This is a genomic window from Mycobacterium sp. 852002-51961_SCH5331710, from assembly GCF_001665535.1.
Lineage (GTDB): Bacteria > Actinomycetota > Actinomycetes > Mycobacteriales > Mycobacteriaceae > Mycobacterium.
This window is the reverse complement of sequence record NZ_LZSQ01000088.1, coordinates 1-18,417: the sequence shown is the minus strand read 5'-3', so window position 1 is coordinate 18,417 and position 18,417 is coordinate 1. Positions and strand designations below refer to the sequence as shown.

Annotated in this window: 15 protein-coding genes; 5 read left to right on the top strand and 10 right to left on the bottom strand. The window is 67.9% G+C overall.

The features are described from left to right. Positions 1 to 222: 222 nt before the first annotated feature. The 4 genes from A5752_RS15215 (at position 223) to cysC (ending at position 5,235) form a co-directional block, all read left to right on the top strand. Positions 223 to 1,590, top strand: coding sequence for a sulfatase family protein (locus A5752_RS15215; protein ID WP_067087032.1), 1,368 nt, complete (start codon positions 223 to 225; stop codon positions 1,588 to 1,590). Between the two features lie 65 nt (positions 1,591 to 1,655). Further along, the gene (gene stf0, locus A5752_RS15210; RefSeq protein WP_067087028.1) at positions 1,656 to 2,456 is read left to right on the top strand and encodes a trehalose 2-sulfotransferase; all 801 of its coding nucleotides are present in this window, start codon (positions 1,656 to 1,658) and stop codon (positions 2,454 to 2,456) included. Further along, positions 2,453 to 3,364 (top strand): sulfate adenylyltransferase subunit CysD, encoded by a 912-nt coding sequence (gene cysD / locus A5752_RS15205; RefSeq protein ID WP_067087025.1) that lies wholly within the window; start codon positions 2,453 to 2,455, stop codon positions 3,362 to 3,364. The genes stf0 and cysD overlap by 4 nt, the downstream gene beginning before the upstream one ends. Next, positions 3,364 to 5,235: an adenylyl-sulfate kinase gene (gene cysC / locus A5752_RS15200; RefSeq protein WP_067087022.1), complete on the top strand. Its 1,872-nt coding sequence runs from the start codon at positions 3,364 to 3,366 to the stop codon at positions 5,233 to 5,235. Before cysD ends, cysC begins: the two co-directional genes overlap by 1 nt. Here cysC and A5752_RS15195 read toward each other — a convergent pair. Then, on the bottom strand, positions 5,223 to 5,984 hold the full coding sequence (locus A5752_RS15195) for a trans-aconitate 2-methyltransferase (RefSeq protein ID WP_067087019.1): 762 nt from the start codon (positions 5,982 to 5,984) through the stop codon (positions 5,223 to 5,225). The two genes, cysC and A5752_RS15195, sit on opposite strands and share 13 nt — an antisense overlap. 41 nt (positions 5,985 to 6,025) lie before the next feature. Here A5752_RS15195 and A5752_RS15190 point away from each other — a divergent pair, with 41 nt between their 5' ends. Then, positions 6,026 to 7,219, top strand: a complete 1,194-nt coding sequence (locus A5752_RS15190) for an alpha/beta hydrolase family protein (RefSeq protein ID WP_067087016.1) — start codon at positions 6,026 to 6,028, stop codon at positions 7,217 to 7,219. On the opposite strand, the gene eccE is transcribed toward A5752_RS15190, so the two are convergent. The 9 genes from eccE to eccCa are packed head-to-tail and all read right to left on the bottom strand — an operon-like array spanning position 7,206 to position 18,338. After that, positions 7,206 to 8,123, bottom strand: coding sequence for a type VII secretion protein EccE (gene eccE, locus A5752_RS15185; RefSeq protein WP_067087014.1), 918 nt, complete (start codon positions 8,121 to 8,123; stop codon positions 7,206 to 7,208). The genes A5752_RS15190 and eccE overlap by 14 nt on opposite strands. Continuing rightward, entirely contained in the window at positions 8,120 to 9,523 is a 1,404-nt protein-coding gene (gene mycP, locus A5752_RS15180) for a type VII secretion-associated serine protease mycosin (protein ID WP_067087010.1), read from the bottom strand. Before mycP ends, eccE begins: the two co-directional genes overlap by 4 nt. Positions 9,524 to 9,533: 10 nt before the next feature. Further along, on the bottom strand, positions 9,534 to 10,979 hold the full coding sequence (gene eccD, locus A5752_RS15175) for a type VII secretion integral membrane protein EccD (protein ID WP_156613898.1): 1,446 nt from the start codon (positions 10,977 to 10,979) through the stop codon (positions 9,534 to 9,536). Then, positions 10,964 to 11,827, bottom strand: coding sequence for an ESX secretion-associated protein EspG (locus tag A5752_RS15170; protein WP_067087005.1), 864 nt, complete (start codon positions 11,825 to 11,827; stop codon positions 10,964 to 10,966). The genes eccD and A5752_RS15170 overlap by 16 nt, the downstream gene beginning before the upstream one ends. A 6-nt stretch (positions 11,828 to 11,833) precedes the next feature. Beyond that, positions 11,834 to 12,124: a WXG100 family type VII secretion target gene (locus tag A5752_RS15165; RefSeq protein ID WP_067087002.1), complete on the bottom strand. Its 291-nt coding sequence runs from the start codon at positions 12,122 to 12,124 to the stop codon at positions 11,834 to 11,836. Between the two features lie 29 nt (positions 12,125 to 12,153). Beyond that, the gene (gene esxG, locus A5752_RS15160) at positions 12,154 to 12,447 is read right to left on the bottom strand and encodes a type VII secretion system protein EsxG (protein WP_067086999.1); all 294 of its coding nucleotides are present in this window, start codon (positions 12,445 to 12,447) and stop codon (positions 12,154 to 12,156) included. A gap of 52 nt (positions 12,448 to 12,499) precedes the next feature. After that, complete coding sequence (locus A5752_RS15155; RefSeq protein WP_156613896.1) at positions 12,500 to 14,065, bottom strand: PPE family protein; 1,566 nt, start codon at positions 14,063 to 14,065, stop codon at positions 12,500 to 12,502. Between the two features lie 2 nt (positions 14,066 to 14,067). Beyond that, positions 14,068 to 14,376 (bottom strand): PE family protein, encoded by a 309-nt coding sequence (locus A5752_RS15150; protein WP_067086995.1) that lies wholly within the window; start codon positions 14,374 to 14,376, stop codon positions 14,068 to 14,070. Beyond that, the gene (gene eccCa / locus A5752_RS15145; protein ID WP_067086992.1) at positions 14,376 to 18,338 is read right to left on the bottom strand and encodes a type VII secretion protein EccCa; all 3,963 of its coding nucleotides are present in this window, start codon (positions 18,336 to 18,338) and stop codon (positions 14,376 to 14,378) included. Before eccCa ends, A5752_RS15150 begins: the two co-directional genes overlap by 1 nt. Positions 18,339 to 18,417 lie beyond the last annotated feature (79 nt).

The following is an 18,417-nucleotide window of genomic DNA, read 5'->3' as shown; positions in this document are numbered from 1 at the left end:
CCCCCAACCACCCGCCCCAACCACATCTGTGGATGAACCAGAACTTGGGGACAACTCCGACCACCGACGGCCAAAAACCCTGGGGATAACCTGCCGTGGAGACACCCGGCACCGAGCGTCCGGTCACGGCAGACCGTGTGGCAAAGGCCGTGAGTCAAAGGGTTGCCCGTCCACGCTTCGCAGGTTGAAGTGGAGACGTCGACGACGACGAAAGGATCCGCAGTGACAGACCCGCGGCGAGACAACGTGCTGATCGTGCACTGGCACGACCTCGGGCGCTATCTCGGCGCGTTCGGTCACGACGACGTGTCGAGTCCCCGCCTCGACGCCTTCGCCGCCGAGAGCATCCTCCTCACCCGCGCCCACGCGACCGCGCCACTCTGCTCACCGTCACGGGGCTCCCTGTTCACGGGCCGGTACCCCCAGAGCAACGGATTGGTGGGGTTGGCCCACCACGGGTGGGAGTACCGCGCCGGTGTCCGCACGCTGCCGCAGATTCTGTCCGAATCCGGTTGGCACACAGCACTGTTCGGTATGCAACACGAGACCTCGTACCCGGCGAAGCTCGGCTTCGACGAATTCGACGTCTCGAACTCCTACTGCGAGTACGTCGTCGAACAATCGGCGAAGTGGCTGACGAACACGCCCGCGGAGCCATTCCTGTTGACCGCGGGCTTCTTCGAGACGCATCGACCGTATCCCCGCGACAGATACGAGCCGGCCGACGCGAGCGGCGTCACCGTCCCCGACTATCTGCCCGACACAGCGGAAGTCCGTGAGGATCTCGCCGAGTTCTACGGGTCTATCTCAGTGGCCGACGCCGCCTTCGGCAGGCTTCTCGACACTCTATCGGCGACGGGCCTGGACCGCACCACCTGGGTCGTGTTCATGACCGATCACGGCCCGGCTCTGCCCCGCGCCAAATCGACGTTGTACGACGCAGGTACCGGCATCGCCATGATCGTGCGCCCGCCCCGTGACGCCGACATCGCGCCGAAGGTCTACGACGAGTTGTTCAGTGGCGTCGACCTGCTTCCGACACTGCTCGAACTCCTCGGCCTAGAAGTGCCCCCGGACGTCGAAGGGCTCTCGCACAAGGCCGCTCTGCTAGCCGATCCCGAGCCGCCGGTTCGCACCGAGGTGTACACCACGAAGACCTACCACGACTCCTTCGACCCGATCCGGGCGATCCGCACCAAGGAGTACAGCTACATCGAGAACTACGCCCCGCGGCCGCTGCTGGACCTGCCGTGGGACATCGCCGACAGCGCGCCCGGCCGAATCGTGGCTCCTCTTGTGCGGGCCGAACGACCGCAACGGGAGCTGTACGACTTGCGCGACGACCCGACCGAGTCGACCAACCTGCTCGGCCCGGGTGGGCCCGACGAGGCGGAAGCGATCGCCAATGAGTTGGCACTGCTCCTCAACGACTGGCGCGTCAAGACCAACGACGTGATCCCGTCGGAGTTCGCGGGCACCCGGATCTCCGAGCGCTACACCGAAACTTATTTGCGTATCCAAGGACCCCTACCGAGCCGCTCCGCGATCGCGACCGAACGCGGCATCGAGGACGATCACAGCGGCCAATAATTACGCTCATCGTGAGCGAAACCGCAAGTGGTGTCGGATTATTGCCGTGTGGGTAAGCTGCGCGCATGTCAGCCCCGACGGCCTATCTCGTCCTGGCCTCTCAGCGCAGCGGCAGCACGCTGCTCGTGGAATCACTGCGCGCGACGGGTGTCGCCGGTGAACCCGGCGAGTTCTTTCAGTACCTGCCCAGCACCAGTCAGTCGCCACAGCCGCGGCAGTGGTTCGAGGGCGTGACAGACGAGTCGATCCTGCGCCTCCTGGACCCGCTCGACGAGGGCAAACCCGACCTCGCTCCACCGGAGATCTGGCGCGACTACATCCGCACGGTGGGCCGCACCCCCAACGGCATCTGGGGCGGCAAGCTGATGTGGAACCAGACGCCGCTGCTGCTCGACCGAGCCAGCGGGCTGCCCGACCGATCCGGTACCGGCCTGTTGTCGGCCATCCGGGATGTCATCGGCAGCGACCCGTTCTTCATCCACGTCTACCGCCCTGATGTTGTGTCGCAGGCTGTTTCGTTCTGGCGGGCGGTGCAGACGCGGGTATGGCGCGGGCGGCCCGATCCGACGCGCGATGCCCGCGCCGAATACCACGCCGGTGCCATCGCCCACGTCGTGACGATGCTGCGGGCCCAGGAAGAGGGTTGGCGCAACTGGTTCGCCGAAGAAGGGGTGGCTCCACTGGAGGTGCCGTATCCGGTGTTGTGGCGCAACCTTTCCCAGATCGTCGGCGACGTCCTCGAAGCGCTCGGACAGGACCGGCGGCTTGCGCCGGAACCGGCACTCGAACGGCAGGCCGATCAACGCTCCGACGCATGGGTCGACCGCTACCGGGCGGACGCGGAGCAGGAGGGACTTCCCACATGACGGTCGACACCCTGCACGTCGACGAGCTCCGGCTGTTGGAGGCCGAGGCCGTGCACATCATCCGCGAGGTGGTCGCCGAACTGGAGCGCCCCGTGCTGCTGTTCTCCGCCGGCAAAGACTCGATCGTGTTGCTTCGCCTCGCCGAGAAGGCTTTTCGCCCGTCGCCGTTGCCGTTCCCGGTCATGCACGTCGACACAGGACACAACTTCCCCGAGGTCATCGAGTTCCGCGACCGCCGCGTCGAAGGCCAAGGACACCGGTTGATCGTGGCTTCGGTGCAGGAGTCGATCGACAAGGGCCGCGTCCCCGATCCCGGACCCGGCGCCTCGCGCAATCGCCAACAGACCCGCACGCTGCTCGACGCACTCGAGGCGGGCGGATTCGACGCGGCGTTCGGCGGCGCCCGCCGCGACGAGGAGCGCGCCCGCGCCAAAGAACGCATCTTGTCCTTCCGCGACGAGTTCGGCCAGTGGGATCCACGCGCCCAGCGGCCGGAGCCATGGTCGCTGTACAACGGCCGCATCAGGAAGGGCGAACAGGTCCGCGTGTTTCCACTGAGCAACTGGACCGAGCTGGACGTGTGGCGCTACATCGAACTCGAGAACCTGGAACTGCCGTCGATCTACTTCGCCCACGAACGCGAGGTCTTCGAACGCGACGGCATCCTTCTCGCGGTGTCGGAGTACGCCAAACCCGCCGAGGGCGAGGCGTCCTCGGTCGAGTGGGTGCGTTACCGGACCGTCGGCGACCTGACAATCACCGGTGCGGTCCGCTCGCGAGCCGTCGACATCGAGCGTGTGATCGCCGAGATCTCCGCTGCCACAGTGTCGGAACGCGGTGAAACCCGAGCCGACGACCGCACCTCGGTCGCCGCCATGGAAGACCGCAAGCGCGAGGGATACTTCTGATGACCCGTCAACTTCTCCGCATCACCACAGCCGGATCGGTCGACGACGGCAAGAGCACTCTGATCGGGCGCCTCCTACACGACACCGACAGCCTCCCAACGGATCACCTCGAGGCCGTCACCGACGAGGAGGGCATCGCCGATCTGGCGGCTCTCTCCGACGGCCTGCGCGCAGAACGCGAGCAGGGCATCACGATCGACGTGGCCTACCGGTTCTTCTCGACGGACACACGCAGCTACATCCTCGCCGACACACCGGGCCACGAGCACTACACCCGCAACATGTTCACCGGCGCGTCAAACGCTCACGCCGCGGTCCTACTCGTCGACGCGCGCGCCGGTGTGCTGCGCCAGACCAACCGACACGCCCGCATCGCCAAATTGTTGGGCATCAAGCACTTCGTCGCGACCGTCAACAAGATCGACCTCGTCGACTTCGACGAGATCCGGTTCACCGAGGTGCACAAGGAGCTGCAGCAGGTCGCCGCCCGCCTCGGCAACATCGACATCACGGTGATCCCGATCGCGGCCAAGCTCGGTGACAACGTCGTCCACCGGTCGCAGAACACCCCCTGGTACGACGGGCCGACGCTGCTGGAGTATCTCGAGACCATCGAGCTCACTGCGCCGCAGGCGGAATCCACCAAGTTGAGGCTTCCGGTGCAGTGGGTGTCGCGTCCCACCGCCGAGCAGCGGCGCCGCTACACCGGACGGCTCTCCGGCGGGACGCTCAAGGTCGGCGACCCGGTGGTCAGCCTTCCATCCGGCACCCGCTCCACGGTGACGCTGGTCGACACGCTCGACGACGAACGTTCCGTCGCTGTTGCGCCGCTGTCGGTTTCCGTGGAGTTGGCCGACGACATCGACGTCGGTCGTGGCGACGTTCTGGTCAGCGGCTCCGACGACGCCGTCCTCCCCGTGCTCGCCCGCGAACTCGACGCCACGGTGTGCTGGTTCCGGGAAGGCCCGTTGCGTGCGGGCGATCGACTGGCGCTCAAACAGGGAGCGAAGACGGTTCGCGCCACCGTGCAGGCACTACACAGCCGCCTCGATCCGGAGACGCTCGACGAGCTGGACAACCCGGTTGAGCTGGTGCTCAACGACATCGGCGAAATCACTCTACGCACGAGCTCGGTGGTGATCGCCGACCCCTACACCGAGAACCGGGACAGCGGTGCGTTCATCCTGATCGACGAGGCCACCAACGACACCGTCGGCGCGGGCACGATCATGGAGCCGCGTGAGGTCAAACCGGGAGAACAGACGCGCAACGACATCCGCTGGCACCCCTCGTCCCTCGACCGGGACTTCCGGTGGTCGGCCACCGGGCAACGCGGTGCCACCATCTGGTTCACCGGCCTGCCCGCATCGGGCAAGTCGACGATCGCGGTGGCGGTCGAACGCGCGCTCGTCGAATCCGGTGATGTGGCCTATCTTCTCGACGGTGACAACATCCGGCACGGGTTGTCCGACGATCTGGGGTTCTCGGCCGGTGACCGCGCGGAGAACATCCGCCGGGTCGGCCATCTCACCCGACTGTTCGCCGACGCGGGTGTGGTGGCGTTGGCGTCGTTGGTCTCACCGCTGAAGTCCGACCGGGAGACCGCCCGCGCTCTCAACGATGCGGCGAAACTCCCCTTCATCGAAGTGCACGTCGCCACCCCGGTCGACGAGTGCGAACGACGAGATCCCAAGGGCCTGTACGCACGGGCGCGCGCGGGAGAACTGAAGGGCCTCACCGGCGTCGACGCCCCGTACGAGCCCCCGGAAAGCCCGGATCTGGTGCTCGACACCACCGGCGCGGACATCGACGACCTGGTCAAGCAGGTGATCGATCTTCTCAACGCCAGGCGCGGTCCTCACCCGACCTGAACCACCACGAAAATCCGCCGGAACGGGAAGAACGTGGTTCCGTCCGACCGCATCGGATAGGCGGAATCCAGCATGGGAATCAGTTCGGCGCGGAACTGCTCCCACTCGGGATCGGACAGCCTGCTGCGCACGGGGCGAAGTGCGGTGCCGGCGATCCATTCCAACACCGGGTTCTCGCCGGTCAACACGTGCACATAGGTGGTCTCCCACGCGTCGACCGCGCACCCGGCATCGGCCAGCAGATCGGCGTACCCGACGGGATCCTCGACCGGTGCCTCCCGAAACGGGAAGTCCCGCAACCGCTCTGACCACTCGCCGCGACGAACGAGCTCGCGCACCGCGAGATGCGAGGGCGCGTCGAAATTGCCCGGCACCTGCATCGCGATCCATGATTCGGATGCCAGCCGGCCGGCCCACCGGACGAGAAGTCGCGGATGGTCGGGCACCCACTGCAGGGTCGCGTTGCTGATCACCACCTCGGTGCCGGGTTTCGGTGTCCAGTCGGCGACGTCGCCGACGTTCGCGTCGATCCCCCGCTCCCGCGCCGCCCGCACCATCTCCGGGGAGCTGTCCAACGCCTCGATGTCCGCCTGCGGCCAGCGCTGCGCCAGTGTGGCGGTGAGATTTCCCGGCCCGCAACCCAGATCCGCGACCCGTCGCGGCGCCTCGGCGCGAACCCGCGACAGCAGCTCGAAGAATGGACGCCCGCGCTGGTCGGCGAAGGACAGATACGCCTCGGGGTTCCACATGATGACAGTTTGACATCGCCCGATCGGGATACCATGCGGACGTGAGCCAATCGGACGCCAACCCGATCGATCCACCCATCCCCGTTCCCGATGTTCCGGGTGCGGATGCCTCCCGGGGCCTGCCACGTCGCGCCGACCTCACGCTGCGCCAACGGTTCATCGTCGATTCGTCGGCCGTCGCCGATATCGCGCTGCGGACCGCGATCGCGTCGCTACTCGCGACCACGATGCTGCCGACCCTGGTCGGCGGGTTGCGCCGGTCACAGTCACGCGCCGAACGCGAACAGTTGCAGATCTACGCCGAACTGGCCGCGGCAAGGGATCCAGTCCGTTCGTTCCCAGCACCTTTGTCCCCGCCCCGCGTGGCATCGAGGACGGCGAACCCGCTGGCAGAGTGGATCGCCAAGGGCCGCGTCCAGAACATTCGTTTCGACAGCAGCTTCGAGGCGGTCAATCCCGCGCTGCGCGAACAGTGCCTCGGCTTCGAACGTAACAACGTCGTGCACGCCCAACACTGGCGCCATGACGACGGACCGCATCCGACGCTGTGCCTGATCCACGGCTTCATGGGCTCGCCGTATCTGTTCAACGGCCTGTTCTTCTCGCTGCCGTGGTTCTTCCGTTCGGGATACGACGTCCTGCTGTACACCATGCCCTTTCACGGTCCCCGCGCCGAAAAGGGCTCGCCCTTCAGTGGGTACGGGTTCTTCGCCAACGGCTTCTCCGGCTTCGCCGAGGCGATGGCACAGGCCGTACACGATTTCCGCTCGGTCCTCGACTATCTCGAGTTCACCGGAGTCGACCGCATCGCCCTGACCGGGATGTCGCTGGGTGGATACACGTCCGCGCTGATCGCGGCCGTCGACGACCGCATCCAGGCCGTCATTCCCAACGTCCCCGTGGTCGCGCCCGATCAGACCGTGGACGAATGGTTCCCCGCCAACAAGGTGGTCGGGCTGCGAAACCTGTTGACGGGAACCGATGCCGAACTCACCGCCGCGGCCACGATGTTCTCGTCACCGCTGAACTACGCGCCGCTGGTGCCCAAGGACCGCAGGTTGATCATCACTGGTCTCGGTGACCGGTTGGCGCCGCCGGAGCAGGCCGAGATGCTGTGGGAGCACTGGGACCGCTGCGCGTTCCACTGGTTCCCGGGCAACCACATCCTGCATGTCAGCCAGCCGGACTACCTGCGTCGGATGACCCGCTTCATGCGCGGCTTCATGTTCGACTGAGTTCGGCCTGCGCTCCGGCCGGCCAGTCGATTCGCGCCAGCCGATCGGGAGCGACGCCCCGAACCGGAACACCCAACTGGCCAACGGCTTTGGGGTCCAACGCGGTCAGCAAGGGCTTCTGCACGCCCCGATGTGCCGTCAGGCCGGACACCGGCACGCCGCGCACCACCTCGGGAGTGCGGAACGCACACACCGCCGCCACAGCCGGTCGCGCGGCCGAACCGCTGAACTCGACGGCCGTCCACGTCTCGGTCGGTTCCGACCGCACCTCCTCGAGGCGCTCACCCAAGCGGTCGTCGACCGGAATTCCGTAAGCCGATACGAATCCGGCTTCGTCTTTGACTCCGCGCCACTTCTCGCGGGTATTGCCGACCAGCGGCGCGTCGGCATCCTCGACCAGTACCGCATCGAGGCCGGCCTCGCGAAGTTGGTCGGCGATCCGCCGGGCGGCGATCTCGGCGGTCTCGCGCAGCGGCAACTCGGGCGAACGGGCCTGCAGTGCCACGAGATTCGCGGCGGCATCGAGAGTCAAGCTGATCCACGTGGCGCGGGCACCGTCACGGTCGTGGGTCGTGACGCGGACCTTTTCGCTGCGGACGCCGAACCGCTCGACATATCCGGACACCAGGGGCAGCGGCACACCGAGACCCGCCGGGTCCTCGACCCGCACCACGACGGTGACCTGGTTCGGGTTCTGCGCTTTCGGTTTCGAGTGGTTACGCCGAAACACCGCGAAGCGGCGCGCGACCATGTTCGTCAGGAACTGGCCGCGCCACCAGGCGAACACCACGACCACCACGGCCACAGCGATGCCGAAGATCCACCAGTCCGTGGTCGATTCCCACGGGTACGCCATCGCCGCCAGGACGATGGCCAACGACGCCAACGCAATTCGATCGGTCACGATGCCTCCGCTTGGTTGTCTGGGTTTCTTCGCCGATGAACGGCGACCGCGGCCGTGACGGCCGCGATCAAGGCGAGCACGCCGGCGCCTGCGAAGGCGACCACCTTCGGTGTCGCATCGGGGGCGGTAGGCCGCGGCGGCGCGGCGACCGGCTGGGGCTTCTGTTCGCCGGGACCGGCGACCGCCGCCGTCACATCCCATGTCAATGCGGCGACGGGATCGACGAGTCCCGCACCGGTCAGGTTCGACGGCGCCCGCGCCGCGCCCTGCGCGCCGGCCGTGAGACGGTCCCTGACCTGCTCGGCGGTCAGGCCGGGAAAGCGGCTGCGCACCAGGGCCGCAACGCCCGACACATACGCCGCCGCGAAGCTCGAACCGTTCAGGGGGTACAACCGTCCGCGGTCATCGGGCAGTGCGTTCGCGAGACCGCCGCCGTCGCCGTTGCTCACCGAAGCGATGTCCTGCCCCGGCGCGGCGATGCCCACCCATGGACCTGCCATGGTGAAGTCCGATGGCCGCCCGGATGTGTCGATTGATCCCACCGAGAGCACGTAGGGCTGCCAGGACGACGGTATCGACACCGAGGTGACGCCGCTCCAATTGCGGGGATCCTCGGGTCGACCGGGATTCGACAGCGGATTCGACGGACACGCCGACCCCGGGTTCAACCCCGCTTTGTTGTTTCCCGCGGCAGCGACGATCACGGCGTCCTTCTCGACGGCCGCATACCGCAAGGCCGCACCGAGTTCTGACTGGTCGACGTTCTCTGTGGCGGGAAGACAGGTGACGGCCGAGATGTTGATGACCCTCGCGCCCAGATCTGCCGCGCGAACGACCGCCCGGGCCAAGGTCGCGACGTCGAGGGCGACGCGCGCGGTCGCCGGATTCTCGCCGATCTCGCGCGGAGAGAACCGCGACGAGGTCGACCGGATCGCGAGCACACGCGCGCCGGGCGCGACCCCGGAGAACCCGTCGTCGCCCGACTGACCCGCGATCAGCCCAGCCACCAACGTTCCGTGACCGTCACAGTCACTCAGTCCGTCGGTGGATTCGACGAAATCCCCGCCGGGTTCGACGTTCGGCAACCGGGGTCCGGGCCGCACTCCGGTATCGATGACCGCGACGAGCTGTCCGTCGCCGCGGCTGTACTTCCACGCTCCGTCGAGGTTGAGCAGCGTCTGATTCGGACTGGCCGCACCCGGGTCGCTACCGGGCAGCACCCCGGCGCTGACGCACGGTCCCCGCTGTGACTGCGGCTGGACGGGCCCGGCGGCGCCCGACGGCGGCCACACCGCGGGATCGACCTGTGGCGGTGCGATCGCCTGAGCAACGGGCGAACTCGCGATCACGACGGCCATCGCCGCCGTGGCCGCGAGCGCAGAGCGCGCGCGATCGCGCATCACCGATGCCTCATCGGTTCAGCACCCAGGCGAACAACCCGACGAGATACGCCAGGACCGGAATCAGCGATGCATCGACTCCGGATGCCAGGAATCCGACCAGGCGGCGCATCGGCAGCGAGTAGGTATCCGGCGAGCCGACCTTCGGGAACATCGCCACGATCACCCACACCACCGTCAGGCCACCGAGCGCGGCGAGCGCCCACCAGGCCGCGGCGAGGCGGTCGTCGACGGCGAACACGACCAGGAACGAGACCGCAAGCAGGAACGGCTGACTCAACAACCACGCCTTGCACGGCGCGGAATCCCACACCCGCGCCCGCAGCACCGCACCAAGTGCCACCGCAGCCACGACATACCACGTCCACGGCGAAACATCCTGTGGCGCAGCCAGGGTCACCGCTCCGGCGGTGAACAGCAGCACGCCGCCCGCGATGAAGCCCGTCTGGTGTGAGTCGCTGATCCGGACGCGCCGGGGCAGGTCGGCGAGCACCTTCAGCGGGTGCGGCGCGGGCGTCGGGTCGCCGGGGGCGGGGATCACCGGCATCGGCAGCCGGGCCCACAACGCGGACAGTTGCGCGGCCTGGACCGTGACCACCAGCGCCGACACCACCAGGATCGATCCGACGACGATGTGGTTCAGGTGCCAGATCGTGGCGGCGCCCGCGGTGATCAACGCGCCGCCGCCGACGACGGTGGCAGTGGTGAACACCGCGATCGCCCGCTGTGCGACGACGATGCTCACGATCGACCAGGCCGTCACGCCGGCGGCAGCGAGCAGCACGTGCGACGGTCCGAACTCACCGGGCACCCCGAGCGCGAGAGCCACGGCGATTGGCGCCAGCGCCGTGACGGCCAGCGCAGTGCCCAGCCGGGGCGAGCGGCCCCACGAGAGCATTGCAGCCAGGACCGTGACCAGGGCCGTGCCACTGGCCAGAGTGAGTCCGGCGAACCCGCCGACGATCTCGCTGTGTACCGCGGCGAAGACAGTGGCGATCACGATGATCGAGCTCACGGCCGCCGCAGCGCCGCGGGCGATATGCGCTGCACCCCAGGGCTTCTCACGGGCGGCCGAAAAGATTACCGCGGCATCGCCGATGTCCTCGACGATTCGCGGCGCAGCGGGCCCGGCCGGAAGCGGTTGCAGCGCGAGCAGATCGCCGTCCACGACACCGACGGTTTCCAGCGTCGCGTCGAGGCTGAACGGTGCGCCGCCGATCGGGGCCAGCGACAACACGACAGGTGACGCGTCTCCGTACTCTTCGTCGGCCGGCATCGCCATCTTCCGCACGGCGGGCAGGATCTCGCGCAGGGGGAGTTCGGTGGGCAACGCCATGTCGGTGACCCGACCGCCCGCCTCACCCGCGGCGAGCACCGCGACGCGGACGATCGGCATCGACCGCGACGGAGCCGGGTCCGCCAAAGACGGTGTAGCGCCGCTCAAACTGTCTGCCATTGGTGTTCCGTTCTCTGGTTGGAGTCGAAGTCTCGGGTCAGTTTCAGGTCGGGGAACCACGCCCCGTCGGGCAGCGTTGAGGTCAGCCGTTCGACCGCGGTGGCGATCGCCATCGGCGTGCCGGGCGTGAAGGTCGAGATCCATTCACCGTCGAATGCCTTCGACGGGTGTACGAGGACCCTGCCCTCCCGGGTGTCGACGACGCTGACGCCGACGTCGGTGCTGACGCGATGGCCGTCCCGGTGGTCGCCGGCCACGATTTCGACATAGCTGCGGTCCGTCGCGTAGGCGGCTTCGACGACGGCGCGTGCGCTCGGCGGGACGCCGAGGAACTCGATCACATCGTCGAGCGTCGCGCCGTTGCGCAGCTTTTCGTCCGCGCGCGCCCCGATCCGCGCGGGGATCGCGAACTCGTCGAACCTGGCAGGCGGGCGACCCGACAGCCCGGCGGTCAGGATGGGAACCAGGGCCTGCGGGTGGTCCACCTGCAACGCGGACAGCGTGACGAGGCCGCCGCCGCGCAGCGCAACGACGGTGTGGTCATCGCGTCGCGCGACGTGTCCGCGCAGCATGGTTCCCGAGCCGCGGACGAATCGGAGTTCGAGCCACCGCCGAGCCCGGCACGTCGTCGTAACCCACTGCCCCACACGAGGTTCAACGGTGCCGTCCGCCGTCATCACCTTCAGATCGACCAGTTCGGCCGACAGCCTGGACTCGAATGCCGCCCGTTCGGCGTGCTCGCTGTAGGGCGGAGTGATGGCCAATACCCAGGGATAGTTACCTGCCCCCGAAGCGTCGGCGACGAACCAGGCCTGCTCCGCGGTCAGCTCGACTGCGTTAACTGCCACCGTTGGTCAGCCACCCCATTTGGCGCCTTCGGCCTGGTCCCGGGCGCTCATCGTCATGGTGTTCTGCTCGTGGGTGGCGGCCATTGCGCGGTAAGCGCGCACGAGTTCCTCGAGCGCGAGGTTCCACTGGGCCTGCCACGCCTGGTAAGTGGTTCCGGTGTCGCCCTGCCAGGCCCCGGCCAGTGCCGCCTGCTCGCTGGCGATATCGGCGCCGACCGCGTGCATGGCACCTGCGTAACCGGCCATCTCGCCCGCATGGGCCAGCATCGCCGGGTAGTTGTACATGATCTGAGACATCAGGTTCTCCCTCTAGGTCGGTTCGACGATCAGATACCGGTGTAGGTGCTGGCCGCAGCCGCGTCCTGCGACACGTAGGTGCCCGCAGCGTCGCCGAGGTTGACCTGAGCGATGTCCAGGAGCGCGTTGACCTTCGCAGAGACCTCGAGGAAGCGGGCGTGTGCGGCCTGGAACGCGGCCGACGACTCGCCCATGTGGAAGGCCTGCGCCGACTGCGCTGCCTGCTCGGCCTGCGCCATGGTGCTGCGCATCAGTGCAGCCTTCGCCGAGAACGCTGCCTCGGATGACACGAGTTGGGGGATGTGAGCGTCCAGGAGGCTCATGAATGTTCCTTTCGGATTGTGGTTCGGCGGAATCGGTTTCGGTCAGCTCGGTTCAGTCGTTCTCTCCCCCCTTGTGGTCCCAGTCGCTCGGCAGCATGGGTTCGGTGGGGCCGCCGCCGAACGAGTCGCCGGCGAGCTCAGTGAGCCCGCTGGCCTGCTCGGCGTCCGACTTGGTCGCCGCACCGGTGAATCCCAGTGCGCCGGCGCCCTTCTCCGACGCGGCCACGTGCGGGCGCCGAACGCTTTCGCGTGGCGGGGCCGCGTCTTCCGGCTCGTCGGGTTCGTAATCCATGTAGGCGTCGGCGTATTGCCGCTGGTGCACCGGCTGCGGGCGCTTACGCCGGGCCTTGCGCTTGGCCAACGACGACGCCGCAGCTGCGGCGGCGGCCGACGCGGCGATATCCGATGCGGGTGCCTTCAACCCCGTTCCCTCGCGGAACGTCGGAGAGATACCGCCTTCGGGCTCCGGTCCGGCCACCGCGTACGGCACGGCCGCGCCTACACCAGGCGCCGGGGGCGCACCCGCAGGTGCCGCGCCCGCACTCACCGACGCGGCGGGAGCGGCCGGAGCGGTGGGGACCGTCGGCGCCACGGTGGCAACCGGTGGAAGCGATTCCGCGCGCGGCTCCGCGACCGGCCGGACGGGCGCCGGTGCGGGAGCGGGAGCGGGCTCGGGTGCGGCGGCCGGAAGCGGTGGCGGGGTCTGCGACTGGACGATCAGGCCGATCAGCAGCGGCAACCAGATCGGAGCGCTGAAGATCAAAGACCACGTCGTCCATCCGAGCGGCTGAGTGATCGCCTGGTACAGAACGAAGAACAGCACCAATCCCGACGATGGATTGAACAGCCACCCGAAGAAACTGTTCATGAAGTCGCTCAGCGCGTCGAGAACGTTGCCGAAAAACTGGCGTGCGAAGTTCAGGATCGACTCGAAAAAGTCCTCGAAGAACCTCATGATGTCCCGCAGCAGATCCGCGATGGAGTCCGCGATGTTTCGCGCACCACCGGAGTCGGCGGCAGTCGCCATCGCCGCCGCCTGCTGCACGTCGGCTGCGGCCGATCCTGCCTCACCAACGCCGGGAGCGAGCAGGAGCGGTGCGGGCGGCGTGGTCGGTGCCGCCGCCACCGCAGCACCCGACACCGCCTGGTACGTGCTCATCGTCGTTGCGGCCTGGATCCACATCCGCACGTAGTCGGCCTCGTTCAACGCGATCGGAATCGTGTTGATACCGAGGAAGTTCGTGGCGAGCAGCACCGCGTGGGTGGACTTGTTGAGCGCGAGTTCCGCCATCGTCGGCATGGTCGCCAACGCCGTGGTGTACGCCGCCGCGGCCGTGGTGTGCTGCGCCGCCGCAGCCGCACTGTTCGCGCTCGCCTGCGCCAACCACGCAAGGTACGGCGTGTGAGCTGCCGCGTACTGTGTGGCGCTCGGCCCCTCCCATGCACCGCCCTGGACCGCACCCAGCACGGCGGTCAACTCCGCTGCAGCAGATGAGTATTCGGCCGCCAGCGACTGCCACGCACCAGCCGCAGCCAACAGCGAACCCGGTCCCGGCCCGCTGCTCAGCATGGTCGAGTGCACCTCCGGCGGAAGCGCCATCCAGATGGGAGCCGTCACGATCAGCTACCGGCGACCAGATAGCTCGCCGCGGCCGCCGCGTCGCCCGTGGCATAACTCGTCCCGGACTGGCCGACCCCGAGACCGGAGCGGCCGAGCTCCTCGACGCCGTGGGCCGCAACCGTGTTGTGCTGCGCCCCATGGGCACTCAGGCCCAGGACGGTCTGTATCGACACCGCATCGACGGCCGGCGGGATCACAGCGGTCACCGCGGGCGCCGCTGCGGCGTGAGCGGCTGCCAACCGGGCCGTCAACGCCTCGACGGCCGAGGCTGCTGCGGCGAGGCCTTCGGGAACGACGCGAAGAGTCATCAGTTGTACTCCCTTCCACTGTTTCCGTTGTTGCTCGAACGTTCGGCCACCGCATCCGCGAACGGATTGACCAATTGCAGGAACGTCGGCCCGTCACCGTCGTCGAGCAGCATCGCCCGGCCCGCGGGCAGGCGGCGGAACCGGTGCCCCCGGATCTTGCCGCTGTCCTGCGGGTTGCCCGACAACATGAGGATCGTGGCCTGCAACTCGTTGAGCCGACGTAGCAAGGGCGCGGTCATCAGGGCGTGTGCCGAGCCGGTGGCCCGCGCGGTCACGATGACACGCAGTCCCAGTTCGCTTGCCTGGGACAGCAATCCGATGATGCCGGTCCACGGTCGCTGTCCGGCGAACGGTCCGCTTATCGCGGGCGCGTCCGGGATCTGGTCGACGTCGTCGATGATCAGGTAGTGGGTATGCGTGTCGTCGCCGGACCGGTAGTTCCACCTGGTCAGTTCCTGCGCAGACATATCCGCCGGCGGGCGGCGCTTCTCCAGCAGGGCGGTCAGCCCGAGCATCGCCGGGGTGATCCGGTCGATGTTCGGGGTGTATTCGTTGTCCGGGAACAACGGCTCGTCGACGAGGTGCAGGCGCCGGTCGATCACGGTGAACGCGGCGCGATCGGACGTGGAATTCTCCCGGATGGTGCGGATCATGTGGCGCAGCAACGTCGTCTTGCCGGATTTGGCGTCACCGAACACCATCAGCAGCGGGTTCTGATCGAAGGCCATGGACACCGTCGCGAGATCCTCCTCGCGCTGGCCGATGACCACCCGTTCCGGCGCTGGATACAGCGGGGCGACGGCGCTCGGAGCGAGCTCGTGCGGAAGCAACCGCACCGGCGGCGCGCTGACGCCGCGATGGCGGTCGTTGATCACCGCGATGTCACGTAGCGACGGCTCGGCGAACAGGAAGTGTTCGGCGGCCATGGTCAGACCGCGGCCCGGCTGATCGACGGGCACCGCCTCGGCCGGCCGGCGCAGGGCCCCGGTGACCCGGACGTTGCTGTCCCGGGCGTCGGACAGCTTCAGTTCGAGGCGTTGGCCGAGACCGTCACGCATGGCCAACGGCACCTCGAGCCAGTTCGGCGTCGTGATGACGACGTGGATGCCGTAGGACATCCCCGTGTTCACCAGCTCGGTCACCTTCGACAGCAGCGGGTTACGGGTGTTGAAGGTGTCGGTGTTGTCCCGGCTGAACGCATAGAGGTTGTCGATGACCAGAAACACTTCGCCGTACTCGTCGCGCTGGCCGTTGCCGGAGTGGCCCCGCGCCTGGCGCGTACGCAGCAGCTGCTCGAGCTCACCGAACGTACGCCGGATGCGCTCGGGCTCCAATGGCGAGGCGACGCTGCCGACATGGGCCAGATCTTCGAGCGGCCGCAGCTGACCGCCGCCGTAGTCCAGGCAGTAGAACGTGACGTCGCGCGGTGAGTGTAGGGCCGCCGCGGACAGGATGAACGTCTGCAACGCCGTGGTCTTACCCGACTTGGGCCCACCGTGGATCAGCAGGTTGGACCCCGCGGACCTGGCGTCGAAGATCAGCGGGTCACGGCGCATCGCGAACGGACGGTCGATCTCGCCGAGCGGCCAACGCCATTGACGCTCGGTCACGTCGGCGCGGGCGAGCAGATCGTCGAGTGGGATCGGCTCGTCGAGCGGGGCAAGCCACAGCGGCGGCGCCTTCGGGCCGTAGTGAGCGAGCTGATCGCCGATGGTGGCGATGAGCTTGCGCGGTGCGCGCTCCTCGTGGGCGGCGGGATCCGACACGACGATCGTCTCCGCGGGCGCCTCGACGTGGCCCGCGGTGAACGGCTGAGGCAGCGGAACCGACTGCACCACAACTGATCTCTCTGCCCGGGGCGGGTCGTAGATACCGTCGACATACGTGCTGCGGAACTTCACCGGCATCGCGCCGGGCGCCGGCACGAGGAATCCCTCACCCTTGTGCTCCGGACCGGCCTCGATGTGGAACGCGTCCTCGACACCGATGATCTGGCGGCTGATGGCCGGGCTGGCCACCTTGAGCCCGATGCGGTAGGACGTGTTCTTGTCGATGTCCTTGATCCGGCCCACATCCAGCGTCTGTGAGGCGAACAAGATGTGGATACGGAACGAACGTCCCTTCCGCGCAACGTAATCGAACAGTTCGGCGTACTCGGGATGGTCGGACAGCATCAGCGAGAACTCGTCGGCGACGACGAGCAGCGTGGGGAGCGGCGGCAGGTCGTGGCCCGCCGCGATCGCCGCTTCGTACTCGAGCACCGAGTTGAACGCGCTGCCCTGCACCCGGCGGCCGGCCTCCATGAGCAACTGCTCACGCCGGGCCACCTCACCGCGCAACGTATCGGCGAACCGGTCGGCGAGCGAGCGCTTCTCGGCCATGTTCGAGATGACCGCGACCACCTGCGGGAAGTCCCGGAAGATATCCGCCCCGGCCTCACCCTTGAAGTCCGCATAGATCACGATCAACCGATCGGCGGAGTGAGTCGTCAACAGCGACAACAGGATCGCCATCAACGTCTGCGACTTACCGGAGCCGGTCATACCGATCATCAAGCCGTGCGGACCCATACCGCCCTCGGCCTCGTCTTTGAGGTCGAAGATCAGCGGCTCCCCGGTGGCGGTCACGCCGATGGGCACCCGCAGTTCGTCCTCGCGTGCCCGCGGGGCCCACAAACTCGCCACGTCCAGCGCCGCGGCGTCCGGAATGCCGAGCAGCGTGGAGAAGGTGGCGACACCGGTGCTGCCCGTGCGTGCGTGGCTCGGGTTGGAGTCCCACTTCGACAACCGACGCGCGATGTGGCGCGCGGTCGCGGCGTCTAGCTGATCGGCGGCATCGACATACGGTTGCCACCCGCCGGTCTGCCAGCGCTGCAACCTTCCGCCGCTCAACTGCAGGATCGGTCGCTCCGGATCGGGATACTGCTCGCGGTGCGGCGGCTCGGCGATGCGCTGCACCAGCGTCACACCGGCCAATCCGCCCCGCGGGACGAGTGTCGTGGTGTCCACGTCGGGGTCGTCGACGACGATGAGCAGGTGCTTGACCTCGGCGTCGTCGTCACTGCCGAACGACGGCCGGTCGTCCAGCGCGGGGGCGAGTTGCGCGCGCAGTTCGCCGATGTCCGACGCGAGGTACCGGGCAGGGCCGGCACCGTCGACGGCACCCGGGATGTCGTTGTGCGGCAGCCACTTCAGCCACGACCAGTCGTCACTCTCGATGGCCGATGACAACAACGCGACGCCGAGCACAGCGGGGTCGTGCCAGGTGACGGCCTGGGCGATCCATGCGCGAAGCGCCCCACGGACCTCGTCGGGTTCGCCGAGAACGGTGATGCGCGAGACCTTGCCGACGTCGATGCCGGCCGGCACGTCGCGCACCGTCCGCTGCACATCGAGCAGCGCCCGTAATGCGCTGTGCGACACCGGCTCCAGATCGACCTCGTCCGCGCTGTCCTTCACCCGAAGCGACGCGTTCAGCGGTGCGTCGTGCAGTCCGGTGCGCACCACCAGGAAGTCGGGGTCGTGCGGGTCGCGCTCCCACTGTCGGCGGGTCCCCGGCACGTCGATGAGCAGCGTTGGATCCGGATGCGACCACTCCATCGCCGCGCGCTGCTCGGCGGCGTGCGCGCGCACGTTGTCGCGGACCACCGACAGGTAGCGCAGGTAGTCGGCACGTTCGGCGTCGACTTCCTCGGTGCGCATCTTGTTGTCCGTGCCGCGGTAGAGCGCGGTCGCGGCCAGCAGCAGGACGAACGGGAAGAACAGCGTCGTCGGCGAGATCAGTCGCATACCCGTGGCCACCAAGGCCACGATCATGCCGACGATCAGGATGACGATCAGGAACGGCAGCACGCGCCGCAGCAGCGACGGCGGGATCACCCGCGGCAGCTCCGGCGGCGGTTCGATCGCGATCGTGCCTTTGCGCGTCGTCGGCACCGGAATGCGGCGTCGCGCCTCGAATATGAGCCGGCTCCGGGACCACCGCGAACAACGTGGTGCTGGCCCCCGGCCGCGGCTACCTGGTCCAGACGGTCGGGCAGGA